The sequence below is a fragment of the Syntrophotaleaceae bacterium genome (genome assembly GCA_041390365.1).
Taxonomy (GTDB): domain Bacteria; phylum Desulfobacterota; class Desulfuromonadia; order Desulfuromonadales; family Syntrophotaleaceae; genus JAWKQB01.
Genome location: JAWKQB010000001.1, coordinates 164,254 through 186,049, shown reverse-complemented (window position 1 = coordinate 186,049; position 21,796 = coordinate 164,254). Strand labels below are relative to the sequence as shown.

Below are 21,796 nucleotides of genomic sequence, written 5' to 3'. Positions count from 1 at the left end.
GAGCCCGGCCGTTTTTCCGCAGAGTTTTTTACAAATTCAAGTCACGAATCAGAACTTCCAGGTCGCGCCGCCATAGAAGGTGCGGCCGGGCTGAGGAAATCCATAGCTCTGCTCGTAGTCCTCGTCGAACACGTTGTCGATGCCGATATAGAGGTCGAGGGCATTTTGGGCCACCGATTTGTTCAGCTTGAAGTCGACCACAAGATATTCCGGCAGTTCCGCTTGAACGGCATTTTCTGGAAGGGTTACCACACCTCCTGCCGTCTGTTCCCTGTTGTAGTAGTAGTTGCCATCAACATAAAGGGCGGAGCCGTAAGCCGTCAGGCCCCAAGGCAGAAAGCAGGTCGCCTCGAGGGTTACCTTGTGCTCCGGCCGATTTTGCAGTTCATCCCGCCCGCTGTCGCCCTTGTCCTCGGTCTTCAGATAGCTGTAGGTGGCACGAACCAGGAGCCAATCCAAATAGTGGTTTTCCACTCCGATCTCGACTCCATAGAACTCATACTCTTCAAAGTTCTCCCGCAGATCAGTCAGGTCGCTTCGCTCTATGAAATCTTCGATGTCGATGTAGAAACCAGTCAAAGATAGCAGCGTTTTGCCCGGCAGAACCTGCTCGATGCCGGCTTCATAGTTCAAGGTGGTTTCGGCGCTCAACTCAGGGTTTCCGCCATTCGTATCATAGAGGTCGCTAATGGTGGGAAAGCGAATTTTTCTGGAGTGATTGGCCCTCAGGCGGGTGCCCTCGAACAACTGATAAGTCAAGCCGATCAGGTAAGAGTAATCCTCTTCATCTTTTTCGTCACGGTCCTGCCAGTGATAACCGGCTCCGAGAACGACACCGAAGTTGTCGAAAGGAGAGACTTGGTACTCCATGCTTAAGGAATAAAGCTGGAAGTCTGCGTCTTCGTCGAACCGGTCATCAGGGTCATTCGTCACATTGTTTACGGAAATGACATACCCGTCGGCTTCCCAGTCGTCATTTTCGAACATGCCGCCAAGGGTGACCGCCCCTAAGCGTTCAAGGTCATAGCGAAGCTGGAGGTTGACACCCGAAATTTCTGTCGTCGAATCGGTTTTACCGGAATTTCTGCGGCGCTGGCTGTCATAATCAGCACCGTCATAAGTGTTCTCTTCCAGGTTGAGAGTATTGAAGTAGGCCCAGCCCTTGATACTTACAGGGCCCGAAAAATCGTGGTTGGCCGCCAGTTGGACGTTGAACTCCTCGGCCACATCCTCCCGCTCATATCGTATGTTGTTGGCAAAGATGTCATTGCGTCGGTCGTAGATGATCGGTGGCTTTCCCCGTTCCCCATTGAGATAGCTGAAGGTCAAACCCAGCAGCGTGGCGTCATCCGGCTGATAGCCGACATTGAGGAACAGATTGTCCCGATCGCGATCACTGTTTTCCCTCTCATCGCCATCCTCGAAGGCCTCTTCACTGAAATGATTGGACAACCGAAAGGCATCGCGCTCGTAGGTGCTGGCGCTGAGGAAAACATCGTACTTTTCCGCGCCATAGGACCCTGTCGCCCTGAGCAGACTGGCATCGACTTCTCCCAGTTCAAAGCCCAGAGAGCCGTGAGCCCCGAGCGTTCCTTTTTTAGTGATGATGTTGATGACACCGGCATTTCCGCCGGAACCGTAGAGCTCGGATCCACCGCCAGTGGTCACAACGATTTCGGCAACATTTTCCATCGAAATCAAAGCCGGATCGAATTGCCCGTCGTTGGTGCTGTTGAAGGGCGTCCCGTTGAGCAGCAATTTGACATGGCGAGTCCGAAAGCCGCGGATATCGATGCGCGGAGCACCGTCTCCTCCGGTCCGAACCTCCACGCCCGGGAGCATTTCGATCGCTTCGTCCAAGGTGCGGGCTCCGCGCTTCTCAATCTCTTCCGCGGTCACCTTGAAGGTAGTGCCAATATCCTCTACCCCTTTTTCCTCACCGGACACCACCACCTCGCCGAGATGATAGACTCCGTCTTCTGCCGCATGCACTGCCCCTCCTCCAAAGGGTGGCGCAATCAGCGCAAGTACGGCACATGCCGCAAACAATCCTCTCTTCATTATTGCCTCCTTATATTCATAGAAAACATGGAGCTCCGGTGCGAAGCCCTCCGGGATAAACAAAAGAACGGTAAACCAGGCCCAGGCTATATTGGCGGGACTATAGCGAAATTTCGAAACCGCTGTCAAGAAGTGAACATAACGGATTTATTATGCCTTTTCGGATTCTCATCAAAAGCCAGTCTACTTTAAACCTCTAATTTCATTGGGATTAAAACTTCAAAAATCCGAAATCCGGCTTTTCAGTATCGGCAACAAAAAGAAAATTTAACTTGTATGAAGCCAAATTCCGTCATATTTTTTGGGGGATATAGAGAATGGAATATAATTCTATTCCAGGGAGACCACCAATATGGCCTCAAACCGAATCAAGACATGGTTCCTCGCTTTTCTGGTCGCACTGGGCCTGCTTTCCCTGCCGAAGGGAACCGCTCTGGCTGCAAAAAAAGGCGAGGCCGCACTTGGCCATTCCTTCAATACGGTTCGCGCCTGCGTTATCGGCGGCATGACCATGACCGGCGTATGGGATGAAATCGTAAAGCGCTTTGAAACGAAACACCCTTACAGGGTCGAACTGGTTGCCACCGGCCCCCTGGAACGAATCACTCCTGTTTTCAGGAGGGGCTGGGCCGACTTCCTGCTGATGCATTCCTGTGATGACAACATAGGTCTGGCGGCCGATGGCTATGCAATCAACTTGCGTCCCTGCGCCCGCAACGACCTGGTACTTTTGGGGCCCCCTTCGGACCCGGCGGGCGTACGAGGCTTGAAGGACGGCGCCGAGGCACTCAGGCGCATCGCTGAATCCAAAAGTTCTTTTATCGATGTAACGACCAGCAACGGCTCCCAGGAATTGGGGCATACCCTCTGGCAGCGCGCCGGCATCAGGCCCAGGGGCGACTGGTTCCTAAAGGACGAAGCTGTAAATTCCGAGGCACTCCTCTCAACAGCAGAGAAAAAAGGAGCTTATTTCATATTCGGTCGGGTGCCCTTCACTCAGGCGAAGCATCCGCGGGGCAAGCTGGAGATCCTGGTGGATCTGGATCCGACCATGCGCCGCCCCTATCTGCTGATGGAGGCCAATCCGGACCGCTATCCCGATGCTAATCAGGCAGGAGCCAAGGCCCTGGGGGATTTCATCCTGTCAGAAGAAGTTCAGACCTTCTTGGCCGAGTACGGCAAGGACCAAAATGGCGGGTTCCCATTCTTCCACCCGGTCTGGCCTTACGGGCCCGCCCTGCACTGATGTGAAGCATTTAACCGGAACCGGAAATTTCCGGATCAATTAAAATCTCATAACCAGGAGGCAAAAATGATGCGTACAATCCGATCCCGAACCTTGTCGCTGCTGGCGGCAGCCCTGGCCTGCGTGATGTTGCTGCAGAGCGGGGCATGGGCGGAAAAGGGAGAAAAAGCAAAACAACCGGCACCCGTCGCAGCCGATTCCCAGGTCGTCCGGGCCTGCGTCATCGGCGGCATGACCATGACCGGGCTGTGGGACGAGATCGTCAAGCGCTTCGAGGCCAAGCATCCCTACAAAGTCCAGGTGGTCGCCACCGGTGCGAGGCCGAAGATCTCACCGGCCTTCCGGCGCGGCGAGGCCGATTTTCTGGTCATGCACTCCGGGGATATCACCACCGACCTGGTGGCCGACGGCTACGGCATCAACATGCGCCCCTGCGCCCGCAACGATCTGGTTCTGCTCGGACCGCCCTCGGACCCGGCCAAAATCCGCGGGCTCAAGGACGGCGCCGAGGCGCTCAAACGGATTGCAGAGACCAAAAGCCGTTTCCTTGACGTCAACAGCAACGGTCCGCGGGAAATCGGCCATACCCTCTGGCAGCGGGCCGGCATCCGGCCGCGCGGCGACTGGTTCATCCAGGACGAGGCACCCTATTCCGAGGACATCCCCATGTTTGCCGACGGGCAGGAGGCCTACTTCATTTTCGGCCGCATGCCGATCACCCAGTCCAAGCACCCCCACGGCAAAGTGGAGATCCTGGTCGATCAGGACCCCACCATGCGCCGGCCCTACGTGCTGATGGAAGCCAATCCCGCGCGCCATCCCCATGTCAACCAAGCAGGCGCCAAGGCTCTGGGCGATTTCATCCTGTCAGCCGAAATACAGAACCTCATGGCGGAATTCGGCAAGGACAGAAACGGCGGAGTCCCCTTCTTCTATCCGGTCTGGCCCTACGGCCCGGTCATGCATCCGGTGAAATAAAACCTTCTTCGGGGTCGGTATCGGGTCGCAAGAATCTCTTTTCGATACCGACCCCGATCAGGTTCTTTTTAAAACCGGTTGTTTCCTGCCCCGCCCCCCCCTTTTACGGCACATTTCCGGCTTTTGTTTTACCCGCCGAATTGATATCTTTAGACCTGTTTGCTCATGAGGGTCCACGCTGCCCGGCTTTCCGGTGCGGATGCCATTTTTCCAGGAGGGTTCGGTGCCGACATCCCCTCCCCCGGACAGGGGACCATAGCTCGTCGGGGCTGCGAGCCTACATGTCCCGCATTCATAAGTCCCATTTATCAAACCCATCAAGTGCTCAGGAGAATCTTCCATGGCCCTCAGCATCGCCGTACTGACTACCGGAGACGAACTGATCAATGGTGAAATGGCCGACACCAATACCCGGGAGATCGCCCGGATACTTGGTGCCAAAGGTTATGCCATCCGTGAATCCCGATCGGTGGGTGACGACGAGGCGGAGATCGAGCAGGCCCTTGTCGACCTGTCGGCCAAGCGGGATGTCGTTATCGTCACCGGCGGGCTGGGACCCACCGAAGATGACCTTACCGCCCGGGCGGCTTCCCGGGCCTTCGGCCGCCGCCTTGTCCTGAACGACGTGGCTCTGCGTCAGGTGCGCGATTTCTTCCATCGCAACAGCCTGGAAATGAATCCGCGCAACGAAAAGCAGGCGCTGCTGCCGACGAAATCCGCCGTCATTCCCAACCTGCTCGGCACGGCGCCGGGCTTCACGTTCATCCAGGGCAAATCGGAACTTTTCTTCCTCCCCGGAGTGCCGAGGGAGATGGTCGCCATGCTTGAGCTGGAGGTGCTGCCCCGTCTCCAGGCCCGGGACGGCGGACAGCTCATGCAGGAACGGATTCTCAAGGTCTTCGGCCTGGCCGAGCCGCAGGTGGAGGAGATGTTAGCCTCGCAGCCACTGCAGAAAGGGGTTCTGCTCGGCTTCGGCGTCGATTTTCCTTTCGTACACGTCAAGCTGCGGGCCACCGGCGAGGAGGCCGAACAGATGCTCGATCAGGCCGAAGTGGCCGCGCGACATCTGCTGGAACCCTATGTCTTCGGCCTCGGCGAGGAAACACTGCCCGGCAACGTCGCCCGCATGCTCACCAACGCCGGTCTGACCATCGCCTTGGCCGAATCCTGCACTGGGGGCATGATCGCGGCCATGCTGACCGACTTCCCCGGCGCATCGGCCTTTCTGGAACGGGGTGCGGTCACCTACGCCAATTCCGCCAAGCGGGACTGGTTGGGTGTCCCGGATGATATCCTGGAGAAGGAAGGCGCGGTCAGCGAAGCCTGCGCCCTGGCCATGGCACGCGGCATCCGCGAAGCGGCCGGCACTGATCTGGGCCTGGCCGTCACCGGCATTGCCGGCCCGGAAGGAGGCACGGCGCAAAAACCGGTCGGTACGGTCTTTCTGGCCCTGTGCGGAGCCGATGTGGAACAGTCCCGGGGCTTCCGCTTCAGCGGAGACCGCGAAAAAGTCCGTCGCATGTCGGCCTGCATGGCCCTCGACTGGATCCGCCGCTATCTGAACAGCCGAATGATTTGATTTGAAGAGGGGCAAAGACAGGCGAAAACCGATCCCGATTTCGATAGCGATTTCGATCCCGACAACTTCCAAATCGAAATCGGTATCGGGATCGAAATCGGCCTTTTGACTTGGCCTTCAGGAGCCCGACATGGACAAAATCCGCACCTTCATCGCCATCCCCCTGAACGACTCCCTTTTCCGGACCATCGCCGAGGTGCAGCGGGACCTTAAAACCGCCCTGCCCGGCATCCGCTGGGTGCGGCCGGAAACGATCCACCTGACCCTGGCCTTTCTCGGCGATATTCCCGAAGAATTTCTTGAAAAGATCGGGAATTCTATGCTATCGATAGGGCGTTCCTTTGCGCCCTTCAAGGTGCGGATCGCCGACCTCGGGGCCTTCCCTTCGAGGAAGCGGCCGCGAGTGATCTGGCTCGGCGTCGAACGGTGCGCCCCCCTGATGCAGCTGCAGGCTGAGCTGGCTGAAAAACTGGCCGCCATCGACCTGCCCGGTGAGAACCGGCCCTATACACCCCATCTCACCCTTGGCCGAAGCCGGCGCCCCGACCCGGGCGCGGAAAGCATCCTGGAATCCCGAGCAGCTTTAGAGATCGGCATTTTGCCCGTGGATTGCATGGTGCTTTTCGAAAGCCGGCTGCAGGCGGGCGGTGCCGTGCACATCCCCCGACATACGGTCGCGCTGGGAGGGTAATACGGACAGCTCGTCATTCCCGAGGCGGTTTTGTCGGGAATCCAGCCTTTTCTTCTTTAGGATGTGATGGATGCCCGATGGAACCTCTCGGGCAATTCACGAATTTGACCAACAAATATAAAACCAAAGGGGTTTCCTGATTATGGCGAACAGCAACCGCGATCGTGCCATCGACCTGGCCATGACCCAGATCGAAAAACAGTTCGGCAAGGGCAGCATCATGCGCCTTGGCGAGGATACCGTACTGCCGGACATCGAGGTCATCTCCACCGGCTCCATCGGCCTCGACATCGCCCTGGGCGTCGGCGGCATTCCCCGGGGCCGGATCGTCGAAATCTACGGCCCCGAGTCCTCGGGCAAAACCACCCTGGCGCTGCATATCGTCGCCGAAGCGCAGAAAAACGGCGGCATCGCCGCCTTCATCGACGCCGAGCACGCCCTGGACATCCATTATGCCCGCAAATTGGGGGTCAAGACGGACGATCTGCTCGTGTCCCAACCCGACACCGGCGAGCAGGCCCTGGAGATCGCCGAGGTGCTGGTGCGCAGCGGCGCCATCGACGTGCTGGTGATCGACTCCGTCGCCGCCCTGGTTCCCCGCGCCGAGATCGAAGGGGAGATGGGCGATTCCCACATGGGCCTCCAGGCGCGCCTGATGTCCCAGGCTCTGCGCAAACTGACCGGCACCCTGAACAAATCCCGCTGCAGCCTGATCTTCATCAACCAGATCCGCATGAAAATCGGGGTCATGTTCGGCAACCCCGAGACCACCACCGGCGGCAACGCCCTCAAATTCTACTCCTCCGTGCGCATGGATATCCGCCGCATCGCCTCCCTGAAGCAGGGACAGGACACCATCGGCAGCCGCACCAAGGTCAAGGTGGTCAAGAACAAGGTGGCCCCGCCCTTCAAGGAAGCGGAATTCGACATCATGTACGGGGAAGGGATCAGCCGGGAGGGGGATATCGTCGATCTGGGCTCCTCCTGCGACATCATTGAAAAGAGCGGCGCCTGGTATTCCTATGCCGGAGAACGGATCGGCCAGGGCCGGGAAAACGCCAAGCAGTTCCTGCGCGAACATCCCGAAACGGCCCGCTCCATCGAACTGAAGCTGCTGGAACATTTTGGTCTGAAAGTCCCGGCCACAACATCTACAGGTGCAGAAAAGCATGGAACTGAATGAGATCCTTGGCGTCGCCCTGAAAGCCCGGGCATCCGACATCCATATCAAGCCCGGGCTGCCGCCCATCTACCGTATCGACGGTGCGCTGCGTCCCCTGCCGAAAGCGGACCGGATGGATGTGGAGACGGTGCGTCGCATGGCCCTGGGCATCATGAGCGAACGGCGCCGGCAGGAGTTCGAAAAACATCCCGAAGTCGACATGGCCTACGGGGTGCCCGGCCTCGGCCGCTTCCGCGTCAATATCTTTTCCCAGCGCGGCAGCATGAGCATGGTGTTCCGCGTCATCCCCTTCGGCGTGCCCACCATTGCCGAACTGAACCTGCCGCCGGTCATCCAGAAGATTGCCATGGAACCCCGCGGGCTGGTGCTGGTCACCGGGGCCACCGGTTCGGGCAAATCGACCACCCTGGCGTCCATCATCGACTACATCAATACCCAGCGCACTCTGCATATCATCACCGTCGAGGATCCCATCGAATTTCTGCACAAGGACAAGAAATCGATCATCAACCAGCGCGAGGTGGGCAGCGACACCGAGAATTTTCCCACTGCGCTCAAATATGCCCTGCGTCAGGACCCCGATGTGATCCTGGTCGGCGAGATGCGCGACCTGGAAACGGTGGAAACCGCCCTGCACGCCGCCGAAACCGGCCACCTCGTGCTGGCCACGCTGCACACCATCGACGCTCCCGAATCGATCAACCGCATCATTTCGATCTTTCCACCTCACCAGCACAGGCAGATCCGCGCCCAGTTGTCCGGCATTCTGAAAGCGGTCATCTCCCAGCGCCTGGTGCCCCGGGCCGACGGCAAGGGCCGTGTGCCGGCGGTTGAAGTCATGCTCTCCACCGCACGCACTCGAGACCTGATCGACGACCGGGAAAAGACCAAGCTGCTGCGCGATGCCATCCAGCAGGGTCATGTATCCTACGGCATGCAGACCTTCGACCAGTCCCTCATGCAACTGCTGCAGCGGGGTCTGATCACCATGGAAGAAGCTCTGCGCCAGAGCTCGAACCCCGACGACTTCAAACTCAAGGCTTCCGGCATCTCCTCCACCTCGGATCTCAGCTGGGACGACTTCGTCCGGCCGCATGAAGGCAAAACATCCAAGGCCGAGGAAACATCGTCCGCCCAGGATGAAGAAGTTTGACCCCTTTGCCGTCGCCCTGCGCCTGCTGACGGCGCGGGAGCGCAGCGGGCGGGAACTGGCCGAGCGTCTGCGGCAAAAAGGGTTCGATGATGCGGCTTGCGATGAAACCGTCGCCCGCTGCCGCTCCCTGGGCTATCTCGACGATGCCCGCTTCGCCCGCGGCCGGGCCCGGCAACTGCTGGAAAGCGGCCGGGCCGTCGGCAGACACCTGCTGCTCGACCTGCAGCAGCACGGCATTTCCGAGAGCCTGGCCCGGGAAATTCTGTCCGAACTGGAGCAGGAACAGAGCCCTCGGCAGGTTCTGGAGAATCTCCTGCAGCGGCGCTTTCCCGGTTTCGACTACGATCGGGCCGACGATCGGGAAAGGCGAAGGGTAATCAATTTCTTCCTTCGCCGCGGCTTCGATCTGGCCCTGGTACTGGATCGGATCAAGGGCAGAGTGCTAGACTGAGGATTCAGGCTGGATTCAAGATAAAAAATCAAAAAGCACACTCGCGCAAAGGACGCAAAGGGCGCAAAGGAAAAGAGGGCAAAATCAAGGTTTTCTTGGCGCTCTTGGCGTGCTTGAGTGAGCAAAGCGAACGGGCGCGAGACAGGGTTCAGGCTTTTTAAGTGATCAATGTGACAAGATTCATTTTTCAAATACACCAGAAAGGTTGATGTTGACGGTCATGCTTACAGGCAACGAAATTCGCTCCCGCTTTCTCCAATATTTCGAACAGCGAAACCACACGCTGGTTTCTTCCTCGCCGCTCATTCCTCACAAGGACCCGACCTTGCTGTTCATCAACGCCGGCATGAACCAGTTCAAGGATGTCTTTCTCGGCCGGGAAAAGCGCTCCTACGTCCGGGCCGCCTCCTCGCAGAAGTGCGTCCGCGCCGGCGGCAAGCACAACGACCTGGAAAACGTCGGCCAGACCGCGCGGCATCATACCTTCTTCGAAATGCTCGGCAACTTTTCCTTCGGCGACTACTTCAAGGAGGACGCCATCGCCTTTGCCTGGGAATTTCTCACCGGGGAGATGGGCCTGCCCAAGGACAAGCTGTGGGTCACCGTATTCCGCGAGGATGACGAAGCCCACGCCCTGTGGCGGGACAAGGTCGGGGTTCCCGAGGAGCGCATCATCCGCATGGGCGAAAAGGACAACTTCTGGTCCATGGGGGATACCGGACCCTGCGGGCCCTGCTCGGAGATCCTCATCGATCAGGGCGAATCGATGTCCTGCGGTGACAACTGCGGCATCGGCAAATGCGACTGCGACCGCTATCTCGAACTCTGGAACCTGGTGTTCATGCAGTTCGACCGGTCGGAAGACGGCACCATGACCCCCCTGCCCAAGCCTTCCATCGACACCGGCATGGGACTGGAGCGGATCACCGCCGTCATGCAGGGGGTGCAGAGCAACTACGACTGCGATCTGCTGCGGGGTATCATCACAGAGGTTGAGAAACTGTCCGGCAAACGCTACGGCGCCGATCCCGCCAACGACATGTCAATGCGGGTCATCGCCGACCACAGCCGGGCCACCGCCTTCCTCATCGCCGACGGCGTACTGCCGAGCAACGAGGGGCGCGGCTACGTGCTGCGGCGCATCATGCGCCGGGCCGCCCGTCACGCCAAGATGCTCGGCTTCACCGAACCGGTGCTCTACAAAACCTCCGTATACGTCCTCGAATCGATGGCCCTGGCCTATCCCGAGGAAGCCCGGCGCACCGACTACGTGGCCAAGGTGGTGAAGAACGAGGAGGAACGCTTCATCCAGACCCTCGACAACGGCCTGCGCATCCTCAATGATGAAGTAAGCCGCCTGCGGAAGACAGGCGCGAGCGTTCTTTCCGGCGATGTCGCCTTCCGCCTGTACGACACCTTCGGCTTCCCCCTCGACCTGACAGCCGACATCGTCCGTGGGGAGGGGATCGTCATCGACGAGGCCGGTTTCGAAAACAGCATGGAGCAGCAGCGCCAGAAAGCCCGCGAACACTGGAAGGGCTCCGGTGAGGAAGCCATCTCCGGCATCTATCGGCAACTGGTGGAAGAAGGCCTGAAAACCGAGTTTACCGGCTACGGCAAGCTGCAGGACAGCGGCGAGATCCTCGCCATCCTGCTCGACGGCGCGCCGGTCTCAAGCGCCCCTGCAGGCGCAAGGGTGGAAATCGTCACCTCGCGCACCCCCTTCTATGGCGAGTCGGGCGGCCAGGTCGGCGACTGCGGCGAATTGACCACCGCCGAGGCCCGCGTAACGGTCACCGATACCAGGAAGCCCCTGCCCGAACTGTTCGTTCATGTCGGCGAGGTGCAGTCCGGCACCCTGCAGACCGGAACCAAAGCCGAGTTAAGCGTCGACTGCGAACGCCGAGGCGCCATCGCCCTCAACCACACCGCAACCCACCTGCTGCAGGCCGCCCTCACCGAGGTTCTGGGCAATCACGTCAAGCAGGCCGGCTCCCTGGTCACCCCGGACCGCCTCCGCTTCGATTTCACCCATTTTTCGGCCATGACCGCCGAGGAACTGGAACAGGTCGAAACCCTGGTCAATCGCCATATCCGGACCAATGCCGCAGTGGACGCCCGGGAGATGGCCCACGAGCAGGCGGTGAATGCCGGAGCCACCGCCCTTTTCGGCGAGAAGTACGGCGACACTGTTCGGGTGATCCGCGTCGGCGACATCAGCATGGAACTGTGCGGCGGCACCCACACCCGCGCCTCCGGCGATATCGGACTGTTCAAGATCCTGCACGAAACCGGCATCGCTGCCGGGGTGCGCCGCATCGAGGCGGTCACCGGGGCCAGGGCCCTGGAGCTGATCCGCAGCCAGGAGCGGACTCTCGATCACCTGGCCGCCCTGGTCAAGACCGATCGTCCCCAGCTTGAAAACCGCCTGCGCAAACTGCTCGAGCACCAGAAGGAACTGGAGCGGGAGTTGGAAAGCCTGCAGGCCAGGCTCAACGCCGACCAGGCCGGCGACCTGCTCAAACAGGCGACGGAAGTGGCGGGCATCCCGATTGTCTGCGGGAGGGTGGACAAACTCGACGGCAAGGCCCTGCGGGAACTGGCCGACCAGGTGCGGGACCGGATGACCTCCGGCGTGCTGGTGCTGGGCAGCGCCCACGACGGCAAGGCCGGGCTGCTGGTGGCGGTCACCAAGGACCTGACCAAGCGCCTCCAGGCCGGAGCCCTGATCAAGCAGCTGGCCGCCATGGTCGGCGGCGGTGGCGGCGGCAGACCCGATCTGGCCCAGGCCGGCGGCAGCAAACCGGAACTCCTCGGCGAAGCCCTCGCCGCGGCACCGCAACTCGTGGCCCAGGCCCTGGAGACAGCCTGAAAGGAATATCCCCATGAAAGGAACCATCGTCCGCACCGCCGAACAGCCGGAATACGCCCATCCGGCCCACGACCGCTTTTTCCTCCACGACGTGGTCAAGGCGGAACTCAACCCCGCCCTTTCGGTCCATCGCGGCCGCATCGAGGTGGGCGGCGAAATCCGCCCCCATAACCATGAAGGGCAGACGGAAACCTTCTACATCCTCAGCGGCGACGTGGTCTGCACCATGAACGGCGAGGAAGCGCCTCTCACCGCCGGCTGCTGCGTGGTCGCCCCGCCGGGGGTGAGACATGGGCTGAAAAACGTCGGTGAGACCCCGGCGGAACTGCTGGCGCTGTTCACTCCGCCGCTGAAGTGAGCAAAAATCTGCATTACTGTCATGCAATCGATGTTCTTGTGATTAAGAAGGAGAAGGTCAAGTGTCCAGTTTCTGGAAACTATTAAATTAAGCACTTGAAACCAGTCCAGGGGGAAATAAAGCCATGCCGCCGACCATGGCTCTCCCATTAGGGGATCTTGGAGCTGAAGCAGGGGGGCCTTGATCTTTCTGGATGTCGAGGAAGCGGAGGATTTTCAGCCGGTGGAAGCATCTACCTATAGCTGTCCAAACTTGTCAACATAGCTCCGACGACTTTTTTTCCCGCCTTCTGAAGTGCCTTTTTCCCGGCAATATTTTCTGCAGTGTCCAACCCTGACGAGAACGTCCCTTCCGAGGCAATGATCACGCCACTTTCCGTCAATATCGCTTTTGCTTCCACTCTCGCCCTGCAAGAAGTCAATCCACCGAATGAGTTTCTAGTCGCCAATTCACTGAAAGCTTCACCAACTATCAATATCTCAGCTCCAAACTCCAGCCCGATTCTTTGGGCCAAATCACTATCCCCATTCAGAATTGCTTTTATTTGCTCATTGTATCTTATTTTTTCAACAACGCCTTGGTCGACTACCTGAAACCCTTCCTGAATCAGATATTTTATGATCTCCGTTTCTCCGGCCGGATCAGGTATTGGTACTATATTGTCCTCTGTTTGCACATCTTCTTGGGGATCAGGATGTGTGATATGATACTCAGGAACAACGACCATAATTTTAAGACCATTACCATGAACAGAACCGATGAAAAGAAAAGTGATCAGCAGGGTCAAAAACACAAAAAAACTTTCTTTATACATTTTCTCTCCCATTAGAAAAAGCCCACTCTTCCCTAGAATGGGCTTTTCAATTATTATCACAGTTGCTGATTCAACTTTTCTATATCCGCTTTCATTATAGTACAACTCGATATCGCTTTCGTGCAGTCACCGTCAGGTTTTATTTTCATTGCCTCTTTAAATGTCGATATAGCTTTATCAAGTTGATAAGTATATTGATATCCTAATCCGAGGTTGTATTTAGAGGCGTAATCTCCAGGATTGTTTTCTGAAGCAATCACAAATTGCTCCAGAGCTTCATTCCACATACCGTTTTTGGCGAAATCAATACCAGATTTGCCATTTAAATCCTTCGTTGTGGCAAAGCTAATATTGACATAAACTTTATAGGGAGCAATCATTTTCATTATATCATCAAGAGTTTCGGAAGCGGCTTTGGACAATAAAGGTTCCCGATCCACGTCGGGCGGCCATGCATTCTTTTCCCAGTTTTCACCCGAAGCTGTTTTTGATAATGACTTTACAGCTAAAACCCTTCCCGTTGATACATCAATAACTTTGAAAGTCGTATTTACGTTAGCCTTACCTTTCTTATGAAAATAACGGTAGGAATTATTGTCCTGATCTTTATGCCATTCACTTATTTCTGTAGTTTGATTAAAATCTCCTGAAGATTTTATGAAAAACAGCGCATCAACCCCGGCAAGATTTCCTATTTCAGCCGCGGATGTTTCATCAACCGCCCCACTTAGATTGAACCTGTGCTCGCTCATTATTCTGTCTATATTTTGGCGGTCGACAACTTCAAAATATTCGGAGTTAAACAGTCTTGACGTCAACAAATCTGTCATTGACTCACCCAGACTACCCTCCGAATCTCCAAAAGCTATTTTCCTGTATTGAGACATGTTTATTTCTGCTGGCTTGACGACTGGCACTCTGGCCGAAGGCGCACAGCCCGAGACAAAGAGCAGCAAGAAAAGGGTTAAGCAAGAAACCAATTTAAAACTGTTTGCCTGAATCGAATTTGCCATTTTCCTCTCCTTCATCAATAAAAAATAAATGAAATATCGGGGGAATTTTCCCCGACCGAAAACGGCATTAACATAACCTACCCGTCTTACATTTTTCTTGCATCGATCCCTATGTCCAGAAAGACTCTAAAATTTCATTGAGATCATCCAGTAAAAACTCTTCTTCCAAAAGGGCTTTTTTCAAGCCGTCAAGAACCCGGGCGGCCTTGACTATCTCTCCAGATTTTGCGTAACAGTCATAGAGCAGTCGAGCCAAGGGGATACAGGAGGAGTCCTCGGTTAAGCCCTTTTTGATGACCGTTAATGCCTCTTCCCGATTCCCGCTCCACAAAAAGACATTAGCCAAATTGGTGCAAACCTCCAGAAACTGATCAAGCAGATCTCTTCGCAGCGCCTGCTCTCTCGCTCCGACGGGAGTTTCAGCCATAAAAGGCCCCTGCCACAGGTTGTATGCCCTCCTTAAGGCATTACCGGCCTGCCAGTAGTCCTGGTTTTTATAATGGCGGAGACCAACCAAAGACAATTCGCGGAAACGGTCAAGATCGATATCGCAATGATTTAAGGAAAGAATTCCAGAATTCAGCATCAAATAGCTTTTTCCGTCGATATCCAGTGATTTTTTACACAGTTGTCTTAGGCGGGAGAGAGCAGTATCCATACGAAGCCGGCTTGATTCGGAGGACACTTCTTCCCATAATACGTCCTGCATCTCTTCGATATTGATGGAGGCACTCTGATGGGTTAATAGACGGGCGATCAGTTTTCGCTGGGTCAGAGTGAAATCTCGGCCATGAAGACTTTTGTCCTTTACACTGATGCTCAATCCCCCCAGACAATCGATTTTGAGGATCGGCAGGGGGTTGCCATCCAATTCAAAAGCCAGTCCCAGGCGTTCTTTTGCCAGATACCGGGCATAGCGGATCTCGATCTTCTTTTCAATGGCCGTCTGAAGAAGCTTTTCCATCAAAACTGGATTCCATCCATAAAAATGCTCATAGCGATTCCTTCTCATAATCTCTAGTCCGCTGGCCAGATCCTGCAGGCCCTCAGCTTCCCGGCCATGATTTAGGTTAAAGCCGGCTCTGTGCATCAAAACGCACGCCGTACCGACCTCTTCCTCGAGATCGCGCATATGCCTTTCTGCCGTTCGGAAATACTGCTTTGCTTTCTCCCACTGCCCTAGCAACCCGAACACTGCTCCAGCAAAAATCTGGTTGTAAGTATAATGAAGCCTGCCTCCCACTTCTTCTCGCAATTTCGAGGATTCTTCAATTGAGGCACGAGACTCTTCGGACTTCCCGAGCATAGCTTCGATCAAAGCCTTGTATTGCAAAAATTGGCTGCGCATATGAGCGCCTGCGCCCGCTAAGTCCTGAAGCAAGGATTGTTTCAAAAGGCTTTCGACCGCTTCAAATTCTCCTTTTGCCAGTGCGATATCGATGCAACAGAGAAGGACGAAAGGGGCAGAGATTCCCTGGGCCAGCAGATCCCCGCGAAACATATGCTCGAAAACGGTTTTTTGATGCCCGAAGTTGTCAAAATCACCGCTCATATTTAGGAGGTCTATCTGGAAAAATCGTAAATACAGCCGGTAGAATGGGCTCACAGCCGGATCGGTGAGCAGAGGAAAACTTTCCTCGACCTCCCGGCGGCATGCATCCCAGTTGCCCGTAAAAAGTTTGATGTAGCTTCGGGTTATGCGGTTGGCCGCTATGAAATTTTTGCTTTGAAGTTTTTGGGCCAGTGCTAGAGAGAGGTCAATGAATTCGGCAGCTCTGGGGAGGTCGCAATCGAAAAAGCAAAGACCGGATCCAATTATATTCGTGATCTGGCAGGCAGCCTGAGGAGCAAGCTCATTCTCCATCCGATTATATAGCTCGATGGCCTTGGTTAAACTTTGGCTGCCGTTTTTGAAATTGCCGTCTATGGCCAGATGAAAAGATATGATTTGGGAAAGGGCAAAAAGCTCTCCGACAGGATTCGCCATGGCGGTGAATTTTTGCCTGGCGGCTGAAAAGTTTCCATACGCCTCCAAGGGGCTGCTCTCAAGAGCGGCAACCCCTGAGAAAAGCGCGATCCACGGCTGCTCGTTCTTTACATTTGGAGGGATATCGTCGAGCAGTGCTCTCAAGGTCGCATGAAGGCTTTCGGCCAGAATCTGCGCTCCTTGCGATTCCAATATGTCATCGATTCGTTCCCACGCTTCGCTTTGCACATGATATTTCAATGCGGCTAATGGCTTGCCCTGTTCGATGAACCAATCCCCCATCCTGGACAGTACCCGGGACAAGGAATCTTTGGACATCCACCCGAAAGCCAGATGCCTTAGCGACTCATGAAACAGGGGGTGAAAACGAAAGATCCGACAATCATCGTTCCGAATCGACTCTATGAACTGCCCCTGCCGCGTCCAATTTTCAAAGTATGAAAGCAAACGCTGTTCTCCCCACAGCGATTCAATATCATGCTGTGAAGGGTCCTCGAGAAACGAGGACTGCAGAAAGGCCTCCGCTACATCCCCGGGAAGCCCTTCAAGGAGATTTTCAGAAAAAAACCGGACCAGCTCATCCCTATCCCGCACTTCCGTAAAATAATTTTTATAATTGGCACACCTCAAAGATTTTGACAGAATTTGCAGACCCATGGCCCAACCTTCGGTCGATTGATAGAGGTCGGCAATGTCCTGCTTTGAAAGAGCTATTCCATGCAAGTCATTAAAAAGCATCTGAATTTCACAACGACTGAAATGAAGATCGACATCGTTGATCACAGCCGCTTCTTTTAGTAATCCCAAGTCCTCCCAAAGCGGCGCTACGGCCCATCGCGAATTCAAAATGACCCGGCCCTTCATGGAGAGCCCCTTAATTATTTGCGTAAGGAAGTCAAGACTCTGATTAGCTGAAGAAAGATGGTGGAAATCATCAAACACAATTAAAAAATCCTCCTGGATGGTCTGCCGAATCAGAAGGACGAGGAGATCGGCCAAGTCGCGACCGGAAAGGGAGTTGAATTCCCCTCGATGGAGAATATCTTCGTAAACCGAACTCGGAGGTAGTTGAAAACATCTTTGCAAACCGTGATAAATTGCCGATGCCAAAAACGCCGGATCTCCATCTTCCGGCTGAACTTGATACCAGAAAGTGTTTTTTCCAGAGCTTTGAGCATACTGCGCTGTAAGAATCGTTTTACCCTGCCCGGCTTTTGCAGCGATCAATATGATTCGTTTCTTTGCCCACCGTCCGGAATGCAACTCGCCCAGAAGTTCATGTCGAGGAAGATGCCTTTGGGGATCGAAAGGAAAAGCATTGAATTTAGCAACGGAGATCTCGGGACCAATGCTGGGGGGGCAATTACTCATTTTCCCTCCTGTGAAACACGAGCTTGTTTTTTAGCAACGTTTTTCAGGAAAACTTCCGAATACGTTCCGGAAGTTTTTACCCTAGCCGCCGCGCATCAAATGATATATGCCTTATTAATTACATTCACAGGTTAGGACGTGTCAACACTACGTTCTGAAGGGGACACTAATCAGCTATCGTCCTTATTCTGGCGTTGTACTTATGACGAAGCGAAGTTGATCCCGATCCGATTTCGATATGTTGCAACTGCTGCCATGGCAGGATGAACAAGCCCCCTCCTTGTATTTCCCCCCTTTTCTGCTAGATTTAATCCGATTCAATCGAAACCCGTTCAGCGGCAGGGATTTTTTTATCGAAAAGGAGACAGAGGATGAAAAGAGCATATTTTTTCGGGATTTTCATGGTGCTTGCGCTGGCCTTGACAACGACCACGGCTTTCGCCGAAAGCGATAAGAACGCGGCCATCAAGGGACAGGAGATTACAGCGACCGGCCAGATCACCTGTACGTTCTGCAAGCTTTCCCACCCCGACAAGGTCTGCGCGAAAGGGTGTTGCGAGCGGTGCATCAAAGCCGGCGACCCTCCCTTGCTGACCACCGCCGATGGTGACCAGTACATTCTTCTGACCGGCGAGCATGAGGTTCCCCTTATGAGTCCCGAGCGGTATGCGATGCTGGACGGTACAGTCCAGGTCAAAGGTGTGTTGATTCAGGGCCAGGGCGTCCAGGCCATTTATGTCGAGAGCATGGAAAAACGGTAACATCCATCAGCTTGCTGCGGATCGGACAGTCAGTTCTCCGCACCGGAACCGTGCGCCGGCAGTGAAAGCGGCCTGATGCCTCCGCCGCTTTCACCGCCCCTTTCCCACCGATGGCGGTCTTGCCATCCTCCCGCCCAAGGTCTGATGAACGAGCAAAGTTCGACAACCAGCAAGCCGAAAACCTTCCTGTTTTTTCTGTTGCTGGCCGGAACCTTTTTCGCGGCCCCTTGCCATGCAGTCGCCGACGGCAGAGCAACAGAGTATGAAGGCAGCGCCCTGACGACAAGGATCTATTTCAAACCCTTGCCCGAGCAGATGCCAGGCAGCCAGGGAGATACTCCGGCCCTGGTCGAACTGGGCCGCAAGCTGTTTTTCGAGCGGGGTATTTCCCTGAACAAAACCCAGGCCTGCAGCGACTGCCATCTCCTGGACGGCCGGCATGCAGGAACCGACAATCTGCCCACATCCCCCGGAGCCCGAGGCATTCACGGCAAACGCAATACACCGACAGTGCTGAATGCCGGGTTTCAGATACTGCAGTTCTGGGACGGTCGGGCTGTCGACCTCGTCGAGCAGGCCCGCGGGCCGCTGCTGCATCCCGATGAAATGGCCATGCGAACGGAAGAAGAGGTCGTAAGCCGGCTTCAGGGGATCGAGGACTATCGCAGCTCTTTCGCCCGTGCCTTTCCAAAACCTGGTGATCAGATAACGTTCGACCATATCGTACAGGCCATCGCCGCCTTCGAAAGAACCCTGGTCGCCCCCGCCCGCTTCGACCGCTACCTCAAGGGAGAAACCGGTGCACTGTCGGAGGCGGAAAAACATGGGCTGCGGCGGTTCATGGAAGTCGGTTGCGTCGAATGCCACAGCAGCCACCCGGTAGGCGGCCGACTGCTACAGAAGTTCGGCATTTATCATCCCTACGACAACGAGTCGGATGCCGGGCGTTATGAAATCACCGGCCGGGAGGAGGACAGATTCGTTTTCAAGGTCCCCATGCTGCGCAACGTTACGCTCACGGCACCCTATTTTCATGACGGAAAGGTTTCGTCCTTGCCGGAGGCGATCCGACGCATGGCATGGATGCAACTCGACCGGCAACTCGGACCAACGGAGATCGAGGAGATTGTCGGCTTCCTGAAGGCGTTGGAAACGGAAAATCCCGGGTCAAACAGGCCTTGACAAACCCCATCCATCCTGCCATTTTTCTTTTTTTACCCTCGGGCCTGTGATAACATGTGCCCTATTTTTCACAAACCAACTTATTCATATAAAAACATCATGGATATTCGTGGAACAACCATTGTCTGTGTGCGCAAAGAGGGCCGGGTGACCATCGCCGGGGACGGCCAGGTGACTCTCGGCAACACGGTGATGAAGCACGGCGCACGGAAGATCCGGCGCATGTACGACCGGAGGATTCTCGCCGGATTCGCCGGCAGCACTGCCGACGCCTTCACCCTGTTCGAAAAGTTCGAATCCAAGATCCAGGAACATCGCGGCAATCTGCCCAAGGCAGCCGTCGCCCTGGCCAAGGACTGGCGCACGGATCAGATTCTGCGCAAACTCGAAGCCCTGCTGATCGTGGCCGATGCGGAAACGACCCTGGTCATCTCCGGCGCCGGGGACGTCATCGAACCGGACGACGGCATCGCCGCCATCGGCTCCGGCGGTCCCTTTGCCCTGGCTGCCGCCCGGGCCCTGCTGAATCATTCGGACCTGGAGGTCCGGGAGATCGCCGAGCAGGCATTGAAGATCGCCGCGGATATCTGCATCTACACCAACGACCGCATCGTCTCGGAGAGTCTGTCGTGAACAATTTCACCCCCCGGGAAACGGTATCGGAACTGGACCGCTACATCATCGGCCAGAAAAACGCCAAACGGGCGGTGGCCGTTGCGCTGCGCAATCGCTGGCGGCGCCAGCAGGTGCCTGCCGAACTGCGCGACGAGATCGTGCCCAAGAACATCATCATGATCGGCCCCACCGGCGTCGGCAAGACCGAGATCGCCCGCCGTCTGGCCAGGCTCGCCCAGGCTCCCTTCATCAAGGTGGAGGCGAGCAAATTCACCGAAGTCGGCTACGTCGGCCGGGATGTGGAAAGCATGGTGCGCGACCTGGTGGACCTGGCGGTCATCATGGTGCGCGAAGAAGAGGCCAAAACCGTGCGGATCAAGGCCGAGGACCTCGCCGAGGAGCGGCTGCTCGATCTGCTGCTGCCGTCCAGCCAAGACCAGGAGCTTTCGACGGAATCGGCCGGGGAAGGGGGCACCCGGGAAAAGCTGCGCCGGCTGCTGCGCCAGGGCAAACTCGACGACCGTCCGGTGGAGATCGAAACCCAGGTCACCAAAACGCCGATGATGGAGATCTTCACCCCCCAGGGCACCGAGGAGATGGGGATCAACATCAAGGAGATGTTCGGCAACCTCTTCCCCAAGCAGACCAAGCGCCGGAAGATGACGGTGCGGGAGGCCCGGGAACTGCTCATCGAGCAGGAGGCGGAGCGTCTGGTGGACATGGAGAAGGTCAACACCCTGGCCAGGGAGCGGGTCGAGCAGAGCGGCATCATCTTTATCGACGAGATCGACAAGATCGCCGGTCAGGGCGCCCGCCAAGGGCCCGACGTGTCCCGCGAGGGGGTGCAGCGGGACATCCTGCCGATCGTCGAGGGGAGCACGGTGAACACCAAGTATGGACCGGTCAAGACCGATCACGTGCTGTTCATCGCCGCGGGCGCCTTCCATGTGTCCAAACCCTCGGATCTGATTCCCGAACTGCAGGGCCGTTTCCCGATCCGGGTGGAGCTGGACAGCCTTGGCGAGGAGGAGTTCATCCGCATCCTGACGGAACCGAAAAACGCCCTGATCCGCCAGTATCGGGCCCTGATGGAGACGGAAGGGATCGAACTGACCTTTGAGGCGGAAGCGATCCGGGAGATTGCCCGCATCGCCACGGTGGTCAACGATCGCACCGAAAATATCGGTGCCCGGCGGCTGCACACCATCCTCGAAAAGCTGCTCGAGGACCTCTCCTTCGAGGCCCCCGAACGGCAGGGAAAAGCCATCGTCATCGACGCCGCCCATGTCCGCGACCGCCTGTCGGACATCGCGAAGGACGAGGATCTGTCGAGGTATATTCTTTAGTTGCTCGTCGCTAGTTGCTAGTTGCTGGCAAAACCAAGCACCCGAGCCACGAGCCACGAGCCACGAGCCACGAGCCACGAGCCACGAGCCACGAGCCACGAGCAACGAGCAACGAGCAACGAGCAACGAGCAACG

At 56.3% G+C, this 21,796-nt stretch carries 17 protein-coding genes; 13 read left to right on the top strand and 4 right to left on the bottom strand.

The features are described from left to right. Positions 1-48: 48 nt before the first annotated feature. Positions 49-2,061 (bottom strand): TonB-dependent receptor, encoded by a 2,013-nt coding sequence (locus tag R2940_00830; protein ID MEZ4598320.1) that lies wholly within the window; start codon positions 2,059-2,061, stop codon positions 49-51. Between the two features lie 352 nt (positions 2,062-2,413). Between R2940_00830 and R2940_00825 the strand changes: the two genes are divergently transcribed. The 9 genes from R2940_00825 to R2940_00785 all read left to right on the top strand — a co-directional run bounded on the left by R2940_00825 (position 2,414) and on the right by R2940_00785 (position 12,572). Next, positions 2,414-3,307 carry a substrate-binding domain-containing protein gene (locus R2940_00825; GenBank protein ID MEZ4598319.1) on the top strand — a complete coding sequence of 298 codons (894 nt, stop codon included), beginning with the start codon at positions 2,414-2,416 and terminating at the stop codon, positions 3,305-3,307. 66 nt (positions 3,308-3,373) lie between these two features. Beyond that, positions 3,374-4,285, top strand: a complete 912-nt coding sequence (locus tag R2940_00820) for a substrate-binding domain-containing protein (protein MEZ4598318.1) — start codon at positions 3,374-3,376, stop codon at positions 4,283-4,285. 340 nt (positions 4,286-4,625) lie between these two features. Continuing rightward, entirely contained in the window at positions 4,626-5,864 is a 1,239-nt protein-coding gene (locus R2940_00815; protein MEZ4598317.1) for a CinA family nicotinamide mononucleotide deamidase-related protein, read from the top strand. Between the two features lie 130 nt (positions 5,865-5,994). Continuing rightward, positions 5,995-6,555 (top strand): RNA 2',3'-cyclic phosphodiesterase, encoded by a 561-nt coding sequence (gene thpR, locus R2940_00810; GenBank protein ID MEZ4598316.1) that lies wholly within the window; start codon positions 5,995-5,997, stop codon positions 6,553-6,555. A gap of 142 nt (positions 6,556-6,697) precedes the next feature. Beyond that, positions 6,698-7,738: a recombinase RecA gene (gene recA, locus R2940_00805; GenBank protein MEZ4598315.1), complete on the top strand. Its 1,041-nt coding sequence runs from the start codon at positions 6,698-6,700 to the stop codon at positions 7,736-7,738. Beyond that, positions 7,725-8,891, top strand: coding sequence for a type IV pilus twitching motility protein PilT (locus R2940_00800; GenBank protein MEZ4598314.1), 1,167 nt, complete (start codon positions 7,725-7,727; stop codon positions 8,889-8,891). The genes recA and R2940_00800 overlap by 14 nt, the downstream gene beginning before the upstream one ends. After that, positions 8,878-9,342: a regulatory protein RecX gene (locus tag R2940_00795; protein MEZ4598313.1), complete on the top strand. Its 465-nt coding sequence runs from the start codon at positions 8,878-8,880 to the stop codon at positions 9,340-9,342. Before R2940_00800 ends, R2940_00795 begins: the two co-directional genes overlap by 14 nt. Before the next feature lie 208 nt (positions 9,343-9,550). Further along, positions 9,551-12,214: an alanine--tRNA ligase gene (gene alaS / locus R2940_00790; protein MEZ4598312.1), complete on the top strand. Its 2,664-nt coding sequence runs from the start codon at positions 9,551-9,553 to the stop codon at positions 12,212-12,214. Between the two features lie 13 nt (positions 12,215-12,227). Next, positions 12,228-12,572, top strand: coding sequence for a cupin domain-containing protein (locus tag R2940_00785; protein ID MEZ4598311.1), 345 nt, complete (start codon positions 12,228-12,230; stop codon positions 12,570-12,572). 232 nt (positions 12,573-12,804) lie between these two features. Here R2940_00785 and R2940_00780 read toward each other — a convergent pair whose 3' ends face one another. The 3 genes from R2940_00780 to R2940_00770 all read right to left on the bottom strand — a co-directional run bounded on the left by R2940_00780 (position 12,805) and on the right by R2940_00770 (position 17,757). Further along, positions 12,805-13,386: a hypothetical protein gene (locus R2940_00780; GenBank protein MEZ4598310.1), complete on the bottom strand. Its 582-nt coding sequence runs from the start codon at positions 13,384-13,386 to the stop codon at positions 12,805-12,807. Between the two features lie 56 nt (positions 13,387-13,442). Continuing rightward, the gene (locus tag R2940_00775) at positions 13,443-14,399 is read right to left on the bottom strand and encodes a CsgG/HfaB family protein (GenBank protein ID MEZ4598309.1); all 957 of its coding nucleotides are present in this window, start codon (positions 14,397-14,399) and stop codon (positions 13,443-13,445) included. A 109-nt stretch (positions 14,400-14,508) separates the two neighbouring features. After that, a complete protein-coding gene (locus R2940_00770; GenBank protein ID MEZ4598308.1) occupies positions 14,509-17,757 on the bottom strand; it encodes a BTAD domain-containing putative transcriptional regulator in 3,249 nt (1,082 codons plus the stop codon). Positions 17,758-18,128: 371 nt separating this feature from the next. Here R2940_00770 and R2940_00765 point away from each other — a divergent pair, with 371 nt between their 5' ends. From R2940_00765 to hslU, 4 genes are all read left to right on the top strand, one after another. Further along, on the top strand, positions 18,129-18,518 hold the full coding sequence (locus tag R2940_00765) for a hypothetical protein (protein MEZ4598307.1): 390 nt from the start codon (positions 18,129-18,131) through the stop codon (positions 18,516-18,518). 144 nt (positions 18,519-18,662) lie between these two features. After that, positions 18,663-19,700: a cytochrome c peroxidase gene (locus R2940_00760; GenBank protein MEZ4598306.1), complete on the top strand. Its 1,038-nt coding sequence runs from the start codon at positions 18,663-18,665 to the stop codon at positions 19,698-19,700. A gap of 99 nt (positions 19,701-19,799) precedes the next feature. Next, complete coding sequence (gene hslV, locus R2940_00755) at positions 19,800-20,333, top strand: ATP-dependent protease subunit HslV (GenBank protein MEZ4598305.1); 534 nt, start codon at positions 19,800-19,802, stop codon at positions 20,331-20,333. Continuing rightward, positions 20,330-21,661 (top strand): ATP-dependent protease ATPase subunit HslU, encoded by a 1,332-nt coding sequence (gene hslU / locus R2940_00750; GenBank protein ID MEZ4598304.1) that lies wholly within the window; start codon positions 20,330-20,332, stop codon positions 21,659-21,661. Before hslV ends, hslU begins: the two co-directional genes overlap by 4 nt. Positions 21,662-21,796: the final 135 nt, after the last annotated feature.